The following is a 13,477-nucleotide window of genomic DNA, read 5'->3' as shown; positions in this document are numbered from 1 at the left end:
CCGTTCAGACCGCCAGCGTTCCGCCGTCGACCGGCAAGGTGACGCCGGTGACGAAGGAGGCGAGGCCGGACGCGAGAAAGACGGCCGGGCCGGCGAGTTCGTGCGGCTGGCCCAGCCGGCCCGCGGGAATGCGCTGCATGAAACGCTGCAGGCGCGCCGGGTCGCCGCGCGTGGCCTCGGTCATCGGCGTGTGGATCACGCCGGGCGCGAGCGCGTTGACGCGGATGCCGTCGGGCGCGAGGTCCAGCGCCAGCGTCTGGGTGGCCATCTTGACCGCGCCCTTCGAGGCCGAGTAGCCATGGCAGCCGCCCTGCGCGATGAAGGCCGCGCCCGAGGCGATGTTGATGATCGAGCCGCGGGTGGCGCGCAGCGCGGGCAGCCAGGCCTCGACCGTGTTGTAGAGGCCGAACAGGTTGACGTCGAAGGTGCGCCGCAGGTTGGCGGCGGCGCGCGGGCTGTCGATGCCCTCGCGGATCAGCACCCCGGCGTTGTTCACCAGCGTGTCGACCGCGCCGGCCTGCTCGGCGACCGTGGCCGCGAGCGCCGAGCAAGCCTCAGCATCGCTGACGTCGAGCGCATGGGCCCAGCCCGCGACGCCGGCGGCGCGCACCTCGGCCAGCGTCGCCGCGCAGTCCCCGGCGTCGAGGTCGGTCACGACCACGCGCGCACCGGCGCGCGCGAAGGCCACGGCGATCGCGCGGCCGATGCCGCTGGCGGCGCCTGTCACCAGGGCCAGGCGGCCGGCCAGCAGGCCGGGCGTCTCGGGCAGCCGTTCGGGCAGGAAGAGGGGAGCGGGAGCCGTCATGATCGATCGGTCCGGGGGCCTCAGGCGGCCTTGACGCGGGCTTGCGCCTGACGCTCGCGGCGCGTTTCGACCCAAGCGTAGAACTGTCCCGCGATGCCCTTGCGGAACAGCATCACGACCAGCACGAAGACGAAGCCCTGGATGATCAGCACCCACTCGGCGAAGGAGGCGAGGTAGTTCTCCATCGTCACGATGACCATCGCGCCGAGCACCGGGCCGAGCAGCGTCTGCATGCCGCCGACGATGCAGATCAAGAGCGCCTCGCCCGAGGTGACCCAATGCACGTCGGTCAAGGTGGCGATCTGGAACACCAGCACCTTGAGCGCACCGGCCAGCCCCGCGAGCGCGGCCGAGAGCACGAAGGCCAGCAGCTTGTAGCGCAGCACCCGGTAGCCGAGCGACTGCGCGCGTGGCTCGCTGTCGCGGATCGCGCGCAGCACCTGACCGAAGGGCGAATGGACCGTGCGGTGGATGAGCCAGAAGGCCGCGCCGACCACGGCGGCGACGAAGACGTAGAGCACCCGGGTGTCGGCGAGCGAGAACAGGCCCAGGACCATCGGGCGCGGCACGTCCTGGATGCCGTCCTCGCCGCCCGTGAAGGGCATGCGCAGCGCGACGAAGTACACGAGCTGGGCGAAGGCCAGCGTGATCATCGAGAAATAGATGCCCTGGCGGCGGATCGCCAGCAGGCCCGTGACGAGCCCGAGCAGCGCGGCGGTCGCGACGCCGGCGAGGATGCCCGCCGCGCCGTCCCAGCCCCAGGCCTTGATCGCATGGGCCGCGACGTAGCCGGCCGCGCCGTAGAACATCGCGTGGCCGAACGACAGCAGGCCGGCATAGCCGACCAGCAGGTTGACCGAGGCCGCGAGCAGCGCGAAGCACATCAGCTTCATGAGGAACATCGGATAGACGAACAGCGGCGCCAGCGCGACGCACAGGATCGCGGCCGCGAGCAGGGCCAGGTTGGCGCGGGGGGAGAGGAAGGACATGATGAACGGCCCGGAAAGCGAACGGAAAAGAGGACTCAGTGGGCGCGGCCGAAGAGGCCGTTCGGCCGCACCGCGAGCACCAGGATCATCACGATGAAGACGACCACGCCGGCCGCATCGGGGTAGAGCAGCTTGGTCAGGCCCTCGATCGCGCCGAGCGCGAAGCCCGTGACGATCGAGCCCATGATCGAGCCCATGCCGCCGATCACGACCACGGCGAAGACGACGATGACCAGGTTCGAACCCATCAGCGGGCTGACCTGGTAGATCGGCGCGGCCATCACGCCGCCGAGGCCCGCGAGGCCGACGCCGAGGCCGTAGGTCAGCATCAGCATCCGCGGCACGTTGATGCCGAAGGTGCGCACCAGGCCAGCGTTCTCGTTGGCCGCGCGCAGGTAGGCGCCGAGCTGGGTCTTCTCGATGAAGAACCAGGTGCCCAGGCAGGTCGCGAGCGCGGCCACGATGACCCACACGCGGTACAGCGGCAGGAAGGTCACGCCGACGTCGATGCCGCCACCCAGCGGATTCGGATACGGCTGGCCGCTGGCACCGAACTGCAGCCGGAACGCGCCCTCCATGAGCAGCGCGACGCCGAAGGTGAGCAGCAGGGCGTAGACATGGTCGAGCCCGTAGAGGTGGCGCAGGAAGAGCCGCTCGAGCACGATGCCGAACGCGGCCACCACCAGCGGCGCGAGCAGCAGCGCCCACCAGTAGCCGAGGCCGAGGTACTGCAGCAGGCCCCAGGCGACGAAGGCGCCGAGCATGTACTGGGCGCCGTGCGCGAAGTTCACCACGTGCAGCAGGCCGAAGATGATCGAAAGGCCCAGGCTCATGAGCGCATAGAACGCGCCGTTGATCAGGCCGACGATCAATTGGCCGACCAGGGCCGCGGTCGGGATACCGAAGATGCTGTCCATCCGTCGTCCGTTCTCAGAGTCCCACCAGGGCTTCGACCTCGCCCTGCCGGGTGTCCAGTTCGTCCTGCAGGAAATGGCCGGCGACGCGGCCTTCCTCGATCACGTAGAAGCGGTCGGCCAGCGACGAGGCGAAGCGAAAGTTCTGCTCGACCATCAGCACCGTGAAACCGCGCTCGCGCAGCATCCGGATGGTCTGGCCGATCTTCTCGACGATCACGGGCGCGAGGCCCTCGGTCGGCTCGTCGAGCAGCAGCAGGCGGGCGCCGCTGCGCAGGATGCGCGCGATCGCGAGCATCTGCTGCTCGCCGCCCGACAGGCGCGTGCCGGGACTGCGGCGCCGGTTGTAGAGGTTCGGGAAGATCTCGTAGAGCTCCTGCACCGACAGCCCGCCCGGATGCAGCACCGGGGGCAACATCAGGTTCTCCTCGGTCGTGAGGCTCGCGAAGATGCCGCGCTCCTCGGGGCAGTAGGCCACGCCGAGCCGGGCGATCGCTTCGGGGGGCAGGCCGGTGGTCGGCCGCTCCTGCACCTCGATCAGCCCCTCGCGGCGCGCCAGCAGCCCGGTGATCGCGCGCAGGGTGGTGGTCTTGCCGGCGCCGTTGCGCCCGAGCAGGCACACCACCTCGCCTTCGAAGACCTCGAGGTCGATGCGGTCGAGCGCGAGGGTCTCGCCATACCAGCCGCGCAGGCCCTTCACGCGCAGCATGCGGCGCTTGCTGCCGCGGGCGTTGGTTTCAGGCATGGCCGGCACCCCCCACGTAGGCCTCGATCACGCGCGGGTCGCGCGACACCTCGTCGTAGCTGCCCTCGGACAGCACCTGGCCGGACTGCAGCACCGTGACCCGTTCGCACAGTTCGGCGATCACGCGCATGTTGTGCTCGACCATCAGCACCGTGCGGCCCCGGGCGACGTCGCGGATCAGCTCGACCACCGGGCCGATGTCCTCGTGGCCGAGTCCCGCCATCGGTTCGTCCAGCAGGATCATCTCGGGTTCGAGCGCGATCGTGGTCGCGAGCTCGAGCGCCCGCTTGCGGCCGTAGGGCAGCTCGCCGGCGCGGGTGTCGCGCCAGCGCGCCAGGCCCACGCGTTCGAGCAGCGCCATCGCGGGCTCGTCGAGCGAACGCAGCGCGGCGAGCGAGCGCCAGAACGCGAAGGTGCCGCCGCGCTTGCGCTGCAGCGCCACGCGCACGTTCTCCAGCACGCTCATCTGGCCGAACACGGCCGAGATCTGGAACGAGCGCACCAGGCCCGAACTCGCGACGCTGGCCGGGTCGCTCTGCGAGATGTCGCGCCCGTTGAAGAACACCTGCCCGGCGCTCGGCGCGAGGAAGGTCGTGAGCAGGTTGAAGCAGGTGGTCTTGCCGGCGCCGTTGGGACCGATCAGCGCATGCACCGAATGGCGCCGCACAGAGAGATCCACGTCCTTGACCGCGTAGAAGCCGCTGAACTGGCGGCTGAGCTTGCGGGCCTCGAGGATCGGCGCCTCGGTGGTCGCTGCGGAGCACATGGGCCTTGGCTTCCTCAGAGAAAGGCGTGCGTCGCGCCGCCGTCGACGAGCAGCGACTCGCCCGTGATCGAGCGGGCCGCGTCCGAGGCCAGGAAGCAGGCCGCGTCCGCCACGTCCTGGACACTCGACAGGCGCTGCATCGGCGTCTTGGCGATGCGCAGCTTGACCTTCTCGGCGTCGACGTTGAGCCGCACGCCCTCGGTCGGCACCGATCCCGGGCAGACCGAATTGACGCGGATGCCGCGCGGGCCGAGCTCGACCGCGGCCGAGCGCGACAGGCCCAGCACGCCCGACTTGACGCCGCTGTAGATCATGCCGTGCGGCATGCCGATGAAGGCCGCCGCCGAAGCGATGTTGACGATGCTGCCGCCCCGGGCCATGGCCTCGGCCGCGGTCTGGATGCCCCAGACGACCGAATTGAAGCCCGTGCCGACCATGCGGTCGAGCATCTCGGGCGTGATCTCGGCGATCGGTCCGTAGCGCACCCAGATCGCGTTGTTGACCAGGATGTCGAAGCGGCCATGGCGCTCTTTCATCGCCGCGATGGCGTTCGCGAAGGTCTCGCGATGCGTCACGTCGCCGCCGAAGGCCATCGCGCGCCCGCCGGCCGCTTCGACCGCCGCGGCGGCCTCCCTGGCGAGATCCTCGGCGCGGTCGAGGATGCCGACGATGCCGCCCTCGGCGGCGATGGCTTCGACGATGCCGCGGCCGATGCCGCGTGCGCCGCCCGTGATGAGCGCAACCTTGCCTTCAAAGCGTGGGGTCATGAGTCGTCCTTGCGAATTCGAAACGGATGAAAAGAGGGGACGGCGGCGTCAGGCGCAGAGCGCGCGATCATCGAAGCGCACCTCGGGCAGGCCGTGCACGCCGAGGCCGCGCACCACGAAGACGGCGCCGGCCTCGGGGTTCTGCGAGCGCAGCAGGTTGCCGCTGTCGCGAATCGACGTGAGGTAGAGCACGTCGAGATCCGGCCCGCCGAAGCAGGGGCAGGTGATGTAGGCATCGGGCGCGAAGTCGATCGTGCGCAGCAGCGTGCCGTCCGGCGCGAAGCAGGCGAGCTTGCCCGCCAGCACCAGCGCGACCCAGAGGCAGCCGTCGGCATCCACCGTGGCGCCATCGGGCGGCGAACCGAGCGAGCGGGTGTCGATGAACGGCTCCGCCGGGCCGCATGCGCCGGTCGCCGGGTCGTACGGGTAGCGGCGCACCTGGTGCGTCGGACTGTCGGCGAAGTAGAGCCATCGGCCGTCGGGGCTGAAGCAGGTCGCATTGGCGAGCTGGATGCCCCGGTCGAGCGTGCGCACCCGGCCGTCGGGCCCGAGCTGGTAGAGCGCGCCGAGCGGCTCGTGGCGGCCGAGGGTCATCGAGCCGACGACGAAGCGGCCGCGCCGGTCGGTGCGGCCGTCGTTCAGGCGCATGCGCTCGGCCCGGTGCACCACGCCGTCGCCGACGCGCACCAGTGCGCCCGTGGCGCAGTCGAGCAGGTGGAAGTCGTGTTCGAGCGCGAGCAGCAGGCGGCCGCTCTCGCACAGCGCGATCGACCCGATGTGGCCGGGCGCGGTCCATTCGGCGGTTGCGCCGGTCGAGGGCGAATGACGGCGCACGCGCTGGCTGCGGCCGTCGATCCAGTACAGCGACCCGGTGCGCTCGTCCCAGAGCGGGCACTCGCCGAGAAGATCGCGCTGCGGACTCAGGATGTCGATCCGGACCATCGTTCGCTGCTGGCGCTGCGCTTACTTGCTCTTGAGCAGGTCGCAGGCGCTTTCGCTCGCCGGGCGCCAGGTCTGCTCGGGCGGGATCTCGGCGACGACCTTGTAGAAGTCGTAGGGGCCCTTGGACTCCGAGGGCTTCTTCACCTGCACCGCATATACCGGGCGCATCACCTGGCCGTCCTCGCGCACCTTGACGTCCTTCGAGAAGAAGTCGTTGACCGGCAGCTCGTGCATCTTCGCCGCCACCGCCTTGCCTTCGTCGGTGCCCGCCGCCTTGACCGCGTTGAGGTAGTGCAGCGTGGCGCTGTAGGCGCCGGCATGGATATAGGTCGGCACGCCGTTCTTGTAGCGTTCCATGAAGCGCTTGGACCAGGCGCGCGAGGCATCGTCGCGATCCCAGTAGAAGGGCACCGTGAGCTGCAGGCCCTGCGCGACGTCCTGGCCCATCGCGGACACGCTGTTGATCGTCATGCCGAACACCGACACCGTCTGCCCGCTGCGCGTCAGCTTGTATTCGGCGGCCTGCTTCAGGGCATTCGAGAGGTCCAGCCCGGCGTTCAGGATCACGATCGCCTGCGCGCCGCTCGCCTGGGCCTGCAGCAGGTAGGAGGAGAAGTCGGTCGTGCCCAGCGGGTGCTTGACCGATCCGACGACCTTGCCGCCGGCGGCCTGGATGAAGCGGGTCGCGTCCTCCTGGAAGGCCTGGCCGAAGGCGTAGTCGACGGTGATGAAGTAGAAGCTCTTGATGCCCTGCTTCATGAGTGCCTGCACGCCCGCCTTGGGCAGCGCGTAGGTGTCGGTCAGGAACTGGACGTTCATCGGCGAGCAGGCCTTGTTCGTGAGGTCCGCCGTGACGGTGCCGGCCACCAGATAGGGCTTGCTGCGCTCGCGCATCAGCGAGCTCACGCCGAGCGCGATCGACGAAGCCGAGCCGCCGACGATGGCGTCGACCTTGTCGACGTCGAGCCACTTGCGGGCGATGTTCAGGCCGACGTCGGGCTTGTTCTGGTCGTCGGCCACGAGCACCTCGATCGGCTTGCCGAGCACCTTGCCGCCGAAGTCCTCGACCGCCATGCGCACGGCCAGCGAGGAGCCCGGGCCGCCGTTGGCGGAGTAGGGGCCGGTCTGGTCGGCCATGACGCCGATGCGCACCACATCGTCGCTGACCTGGGCCTGTGCGCCCGCGCATGCCGCGAGTGCGAGTGAAGCGGCGAGCGCAAGGCGGGCCAGGGGAATCGTCTGCATGGTTGTCTCCAGGGTTGTCGTGTAGGTCGAAGGGTGCCGCCGCGGGCGGGGCGGTCTTGTCAGGCCCCCGGCGGTTCGGTCGGCAGCCGGTGCGAGGCGAACTGCTCGCGCAACCGGGTCTTCAGCAGCTTGCCGGTGGCCGTGTGCGGCAGCTCGTCGACGAACACGACGTCGTCGGGCAGCCACCAGCGCGCCACGCGGTCCTTCATGTAGGCCAGCAGCTCGGGGCCGGTCGCGGCCGCGCCGTCCTTGCGCACCACGATCAGCAGCGGCCGCTCCTGCCACTTCTCGTGGCGCACGCCGATCACGGCGGCTTCCTTGACCGCGGGGTGTCCGACCGCGAGGTTCTCGAGGTCGATGGAGGAGATCCACTCGCCGCCGGACTTGATCACGTCCTTCGAGCGGTCGGTGATCTGCACGTAGCCCTCGGCATCGATCAGCGCCACGTCGCCGGTGGCGAACCAGCCATCGGCATCGAGCGCCGAGCCGGGCTCGTTGCCGTAATAGGCCGAGACGACCCAGGGGCCGCGCACCTTGAGCTCGCCGGCCATGGCTGCGCCGATCGGCAGGCGTTGGCCGTCGGCGTCGAACACCGCGATCTCGACGCCGAAGATCGCGCGGCCCTGGCGCGTCTGGATGCCGAATCGCTGGTCGAGCGGCAGCGCTTCGTGCGCCGGCAGCAGGTTGCCGATGGTGGCCAGCGGACTGGTCTCGGTCATGCCCCAGGCCTGGATCACATAAGCGCCGAGCAGGCGTTCGAATTTCTCGATGATGGCGCGCGGCGCCGCCGAGCCGCCGATCACCACGCGGTCGAGCTTGAGGCCCCGGCGCGCCGCCTCCGGCAGCGCTTCGAGATGCTGGAAGAAGCCGAGCCAGACGGTCGGCACGCCGAGCGACAGCGTGCATCCCTCATCCTTCATGAGCGCGAACAGGCGGGCGCCCGACAGGTCGGGGCCGGGCAGCACGAGCTTGGCGCCGCACATCGCCGCGGCGTACGGCACGCCCCAGGCGTTCACATGGAACATCGGCACCGCGAGCAGCACGCTGTCGCGCGCGCGCAGCCCGAGGCCGTCGGCGGCGCAGGCGGCCCACGAGTGCAGCACGGTGGAGCGATGGCTGTAGAGCACGCCCTTCGGATGGCCCGTGGTGCCGGAGGTGTAGCAGAGCGAGGAGGCGCTGTCCTCGGGCAGTGCAGGCCAGGCGAAGTCTTCGTTGCCGCCGGCCAGCAGATCCTCGTAGCTGAGCAAGGGTCGCGGCAGCGAAAGCGCCGGCAGCTGCGCCGGCTCGCACAGCGCGACGAAGGCCTTGACATGCGGCAGCGAGGGCGCGAGCTCGGCCACCAGGGGCGCGAAGCTCAGGTCGAAGAACAGGTACTCGTCGGCCGCGTGATCGAGGATGTAGCGGATCTGTTCCGGGAACAGCCGCGGATTGACCGTATGCAGGATGCTGCCGGCGCCCGAGACGCCGAAATACAGCTCGAGATGCCGGTGGGTGTTCCAGGCCAGCGTCGCGACCCGAGTGCCGGGCTCCATGCCCCGGGCCACGAGCGCCGAGGCGAGACGGCGCGCGCGCCGCGCGACCTCGCTCCAGCAGCTGCGCACAGAAGTCTGCGCGTCGACATGGGACACGATCTCGACGCGCGGGTGATGCGTGGCCGCATGTTCGAGCAGCGCGGAGATCTGCATGGAGCGCGATTGCATCAGGCCCAGCATCGAGTTCCCTTGGAAGGTGGAAATCTGGTCATATTTTGCCTGTCGGCCGGTAAGTAAATTGATGCTAGCAGCCGATCGCGCGCTTCGCGTCAAGGGTTTACCCGATGCGCGCGCACCATGGACGTAGGGGCCGCATGGCTATGACGCTTGGGCCCTGTCCTGGGGAGTCTTCTCGCGATAGGTGATGTCGCTGCGACGCTGCAAGGGACACCTGACTGCGGATGCCTGTCGGCCGCTGCGACCGCGGACGCCGGTCCGCCGAGTGGCTCGCGTCAGCCTTGGCTTGGCGCGCGACTCAGTTCGTTGTTGGCCTTGACGATCTCGCGCAGCATGCGCATGAACGCCTGCTGCTCCTTCTTGGGCAACGGTTCGAGCATGCGCGTCTGGGCGCGTAGCACGGCCGGCTCGACTTGGCCGAGCAGGGCCTGTCCCTCGTCCGTCAGGCGGAGCAGCCGGACCCCGCCGGTCGTCCGGCGAGGCGCTGCGCACCATCAGGCCGCGCGATTCCAGCCGGTCGATCACGCCTGCCATCGTCGAGGTATCGAGCCCGATCGAGCGCGCGAGCGAGCGCTGGTCCACTCCCGGCAGGCGTCGCACCGCCTGAAGGCTGGCGTACTGCACCGGCGTCACGCCGAAGGGCTCCGTTTCCTGCAGGAACACCGCGACCGCGATCTGTTGCAGCCGGCGGATGAAGTGGCCGGGAAGGGTGTCGAGATCGATGTCCGCTGGATCGGTCGGGGTCATGGGATGGATCAGGGTTAACCCTTTATTGATGAAAGTCCATTCTACCCCTACACTAATCATCAGTACACGGACGATAAGTGTAGCAATTCAATCCTTCCATCTCATTTCAATCGGAGCAGAGTCATGCAGTTCTATCGCGACGGATACCGCCCGGGCGACCCGGATATCCACCCTGCCGCGCCTCGGGCGCTCGCCCGGACGGCGGAGCTTCCCGCCGAAGTCGATGTGCTGATCGTGGGTACGGGCCCCGCAGGCACGGTGCTCGGCGCCCAGTTGTCGGTGTTTCCGGACATCGACACCCGCATCGTGGAGCGGCGCGCCGGGCCGCTGGAAGTGGGCCATGCCGACGGCGTCGCGTCGCGCACGGTCGAGACCTTCCAGACCTTCGGGCTTGCGGATGCGCTGATGCGCGAGGCCTTCTGGATCAACGAGGTGCGGTTCTGGGGCCCGTCCGAGCAGGACCGCTCGAAGATCGTGCGCACCGGGTGGGTGCCGGATGCCCCCGAGGGTCTGAGCGAGTTCCCGCACGTCATCGTGAACCAGGCGCGCATGCAGGAGTACCTGCTGGACTACATGGCCCAGTCGCCGAGCCGGCTTGCCACCAACTACGGCATCGAGTGCGTCGCCCTCGAGGTCGGCGAAGGCGAGTACCCGGTGGTGGTCACGCTGCGGCACGTGAGCGGCCCTGAAGAGGGCAGGGTGTTCACGGTGCGCGCCAAGTATGTCGTTGGCTGCGACGGCGCGCGCAGCAACGTGCGCCGTGCGATCGGGCGCGAACTGCACGGCGATGCCGCCAACCATGCCTGGGGCGTGATGGACGTGCTCGCGAACACCGACTTTCCCGACTGGCGCACCAAGAACGTGATCCAGTCCGCGGGCAAGGGCAGCCTGCTGATGATTCCGCGCGAGGGCGGGACCATGGTGCGTCTGTATGTCGATCTCGGCGAGGTGCCCGCGGGCGATTCGGAGATCCGCAAGACCACGGTGGAGCAGATGACGGCGATCGCGAACGCGATCCTGCATCCGTACTCGATCGACCTGAAGTCGGTCGCGTGGTCGTCGGTGTACGAGGTGGGCCAGCGGGTGACGGACCGGTTCGATGACGTGGCCGTCGGCGACGCCAGCGGGCGCCTGCCGCACGTGTTCATTGCCGGCGACGCCTGCCACACGCACTCGGCGAAGGCCGGGCAGGGCATGAACGTGTCGATTCAGGACGCCTTCAACCTGGGCTGGAAGCTCGCCGCGGTGCTCGAAGGCCGCTCGCCCCCGTCGCTGCTGCACAGCTACTCGGCCGAGCGCCAGTCGGTCGCGCAGGATCTGATCGACTTCGACCGGCACTGGTCGGCCTTCATCGCCCAGCCCACCGTCGATCCGGCGCATCCCGAACGCGGCGGCGTGACTTCCGAGCAGATGCAGGCGGAGTACGGGCGGCAGCTGCGTTACGTCGCAGGCCAGGCGACGAAGTACAAGCCGTCGCTGCTGACCGGGAACGATACCTACCAGCATCTGGCGACGGGGTTCGAGATCGGCACCCGCTTCCACTCCTCGCCGGTGGTCCGGGTTGCCGACGGCAGGCGGCTGCATCTCGGGCACGTCCACGCCGCCGACGGGCGCTGGCGCCTCTACGCCTTCGGCGACACCGGGCATGGCCTGCGCGATTTCGCGCGCTGGTTCACCGAATCGCCTGCTTCGCCGGCGCTGCGCTTCGCCCCCGCGGGCGCGGACCTGGACGCCATCGTCGATGTGCACGGGATCTTCCGCAGCGGCCACCACGAGATCGACATCGGCACGGTACCCGCGATCCTGCGTCCCTGCTCGGGGCCGCTGGGATTGCAGGATTGGGAAAAGGCGTGGGCGGTCGACCCGCGCGACGACATCTTCGCCGCGCGTGGGATCGCCAGCGCTGGCGCGATCGTGGTGGTCCGGCCCGACCAGTACGTCGCGCACGTGCTGCCGCTGTCCGCGCGCGATGAACTGAGCGACTTCTTCGCCGGATTCCTCCTCGAGCCCGCGCGGCGTTGAGCCGCGATGGCCGCCGGTGGCGACAGGGTGCGCGACGGTGGTACGCCCGTTCAGGCCGCTTCCGCCCATGGGCTGGAGCGGCTTCGCATCTCCCTCACCCGGCGTGCACGAGCTGCTCTGGCAGCCCGGTTCAAATGCTTGGTGACTCCTTCGCTCGCCACGCCCATGGAGCCCGAAAGGTGGGGGCGGACATTCACGTCACGCGTGGCGACTATTGTTGCGGGTGCTTCGCTGCGACGCGACGCGGTCTTGCCGGTGGGACCGATGTTGAAGCGCTCGCGGCCGGCGGCACGGACAGGGTCATGATGATTTTCAGATTTGACATAAGAAAGATTGTATTGCCTTCGATGGGCCTAAAAAAGGAACCCAACAGGGTCCCACATTCAAGGCTCATCGCCCTCGCCAAGCCAGCCGGCACCAACGCACAAGACGCGAACACTAGGCAGCAATCCCGCTGATGCACCGGCCGCACTGTAAGTGGTCGCCCAGACCGTGTCAACCAACGACGCCGGCGGTCTCGCGTGGCGAGCGTCCGTCGACAGATGACACGGCACCTCGGACGAAGTGCTTCGTCGTGGAAAGCGCTTTGAGGCTGCACGCTACTTGAGCTTGAGCACCGGGTTCGACGGCGGCACAGGCTGGACCCATCGGCCCGGCTCAACCAGCACAACCGCAGCGAGCCGGCTCACCACGGTATGGCCGCGACCAATCACCGAATACCGCACGACGTTCGTCCGATTGGGACCGGTCATGTGCCAGCCCGCCTTCACGACTTCGCGCTGGATGCGGTTCGCCTGATCCGGAACCTCGGCCTCGGCCACCAGCGTGGCCGCGAACATCTTGAAGATCAAGGGCGACACCAGCGCCATGCCTTCGGGCACGAAATGCACCACGGCGCCCGTCTCGTTGTACTTGAGCTCACGCGACGCCAACGACTGCTGCAGCCAACGCATGAAGTCCAACGCCAGCGGTCCCGGCTGTGGCCGCGATTCGTCGCGGCCCGGGATCTCCGGGAGCTTGTGCTGAAGGATCACGGGCGGTAGATCGGCGCGCGCAGCGGCACCCTCGCTGTCTTCGTGATCTGGTGATGCTCTACCTACATTCGCCCGCGCAGCAACCTCCGGCGCAGGTCCTGACATGAGCATAGGCCTGGGCCCGCCAACAGGCTTGCTCAATGCGTCAGATTCGGGCTTCTGGCCAGCAACGAGCGAGGAGCGTTCGGCCTTGCGACTTGAATCCGTCGTCGATGCGGCGACGGCGCCGCGCCCAACGTTCATGAGGTCCATCGGAGCGAGCATGCGGGCGGCCGTTCGCGCCGGCGTTGGCGCTGCTGGTCCTGGTGTTGGTGACTTTGCGGGCGCTTCCACGCGAGCGGCCGGTACTGGCATGGCCTGAGCTCTCTTTCTCCGCGGCGGCTGCATGGCGGCGTCAGACGCCATCTCCGAGGCGTCCAGCAGGTAGTCCGCTTCTTCGTCATCGAACATGGGCCGCTTCGGTATTGGCGGCTGCGAGGCGTCCGCGACCTTCAGTGGCCGTGCTGGTTTCTCGAGCGAAGGTCCGGGCCGCGCGGACGCTGACGATGCACCCGGCTTTGCCGCAGGCCTCGGCTTGTTCAAGGTGGGCGCCCTGATCATCTCGGCATCGTTTGGGCGCGCTAGCTGCTCGCTGCCGTGCATGTGACGGCAGGTGCCATGGATATTGGCGATGTCGATGCGCGCGAGACACAGGCATTGCAGACTGACCTCGATCGAGCGCAGAGCGCTATCGAAGCCGTAGTCGTAGCGCGCTGCGAAAGGCAACCCCTGCACATAGCCGGCACGGTCGGT

11 protein-coding genes and 1 pseudogene are annotated in these 13,477 nt (G+C 68.8%); 1 reads left to right on the top strand and 11 read right to left on the bottom strand.

Annotated elements, in window-relative coordinates; translation table 11 throughout:
- Positions 1 to 4: 4 nt before the first annotated feature.
- The 10 genes and pseudogenes from VAR608DRAFT_RS11955 to VAR608DRAFT_RS11910 all read right to left on the bottom strand — a co-directional run bounded on the left by VAR608DRAFT_RS11955 (position 5) and on the right by VAR608DRAFT_RS11910 (position 9,629).
- Entirely contained in the window at positions 5 to 805 is an 801-nt protein-coding gene (locus VAR608DRAFT_RS11955) for an SDR family NAD(P)-dependent oxidoreductase (protein WP_088954254.1), read from the bottom strand.
- 20 nt (positions 806 to 825) lie between these two features.
- The gene (locus VAR608DRAFT_RS11950) at positions 826 to 1,794 is read right to left on the bottom strand and encodes a branched-chain amino acid ABC transporter permease (protein WP_088954253.1); all 969 of its coding nucleotides are present in this window, start codon (positions 1,792 to 1,794) and stop codon (positions 826 to 828) included.
- A 35-nt stretch (positions 1,795 to 1,829) separates the two neighbouring features.
- Positions 1,830 to 2,711 carry a branched-chain amino acid ABC transporter permease gene (locus VAR608DRAFT_RS11945; RefSeq protein WP_088954252.1) on the bottom strand — a complete coding sequence of 294 codons (882 nt, stop codon included), beginning with the start codon at positions 2,709 to 2,711 and terminating at the stop codon, positions 1,830 to 1,832.
- Between the two features lie 13 nt (positions 2,712 to 2,724).
- Positions 2,725 to 3,453: an ABC transporter ATP-binding protein gene (locus tag VAR608DRAFT_RS11940; RefSeq protein WP_088958743.1), complete on the bottom strand. Its 729-nt coding sequence runs from the start codon at positions 3,451 to 3,453 to the stop codon at positions 2,725 to 2,727.
- Positions 3,446 to 4,219: an ABC transporter ATP-binding protein gene (locus tag VAR608DRAFT_RS11935; protein ID WP_088954251.1), complete on the bottom strand. Its 774-nt coding sequence runs from the start codon at positions 4,217 to 4,219 to the stop codon at positions 3,446 to 3,448. The genes VAR608DRAFT_RS11940 and VAR608DRAFT_RS11935 overlap by 8 nt, the downstream gene beginning before the upstream one ends.
- A 14-nt stretch (positions 4,220 to 4,233) precedes the next feature.
- Complete coding sequence (locus tag VAR608DRAFT_RS11930) at positions 4,234 to 4,986, bottom strand: SDR family NAD(P)-dependent oxidoreductase (RefSeq protein ID WP_088954250.1); 753 nt, start codon at positions 4,984 to 4,986, stop codon at positions 4,234 to 4,236.
- A gap of 48 nt (positions 4,987 to 5,034) precedes the next feature.
- Positions 5,035 to 5,928, bottom strand: a complete 894-nt coding sequence (locus tag VAR608DRAFT_RS11925) for an SMP-30/gluconolactonase/LRE family protein (protein WP_088954249.1) — start codon at positions 5,926 to 5,928, stop codon at positions 5,035 to 5,037.
- 21 nt (positions 5,929 to 5,949) lie between these two features.
- The gene (locus VAR608DRAFT_RS11920) at positions 5,950 to 7,173 is read right to left on the bottom strand and encodes an ABC transporter substrate-binding protein (RefSeq protein ID WP_088954248.1); all 1,224 of its coding nucleotides are present in this window, start codon (positions 7,171 to 7,173) and stop codon (positions 5,950 to 5,952) included.
- 59 nt (positions 7,174 to 7,232) lie between these two features.
- A complete protein-coding gene (locus VAR608DRAFT_RS11915; protein WP_088954247.1) occupies positions 7,233 to 8,885 on the bottom strand; it encodes a long-chain-fatty-acid--CoA ligase in 1,653 nt (550 codons plus the stop codon).
- Between the two features lie 272 nt (positions 8,886 to 9,157).
- Positions 9,158 to 9,629, bottom strand: a pseudogene (locus tag VAR608DRAFT_RS11910) (MarR family winged helix-turn-helix transcriptional regulator).
- A gap of 123 nt (positions 9,630 to 9,752) precedes the next feature.
- On the opposite strand from VAR608DRAFT_RS11910, the gene VAR608DRAFT_RS11905 reads away from it, so the two are divergent.
- Positions 9,753 to 11,651, top strand: coding sequence for an FAD-dependent monooxygenase (locus tag VAR608DRAFT_RS11905; RefSeq protein ID WP_088954246.1), 1,899 nt, complete (start codon positions 9,753 to 9,755; stop codon positions 11,649 to 11,651).
- Positions 11,652 to 12,250: 599 nt separating this feature from the next.
- On the opposite strand, the gene VAR608DRAFT_RS11900 is transcribed toward VAR608DRAFT_RS11905, so the two are convergent.
- On the bottom strand, positions 12,251 to 13,450 hold the full coding sequence (locus VAR608DRAFT_RS11900) for a conjugal transfer nickase/helicase domain-containing protein (protein ID WP_231973452.1): 1,200 nt from the start codon (positions 13,448 to 13,450) through the stop codon (positions 12,251 to 12,253).
- Positions 13,451 to 13,477 lie beyond the last annotated feature (27 nt).

This window comes from Variovorax sp. HW608 (genome assembly GCF_900090195.1).
Taxonomy (GTDB): domain Bacteria; phylum Pseudomonadota; class Gammaproteobacteria; order Burkholderiales; family Burkholderiaceae_C; genus Variovorax.
This window is presented reverse-complemented; position numbering and strand designations above follow the sequence as displayed.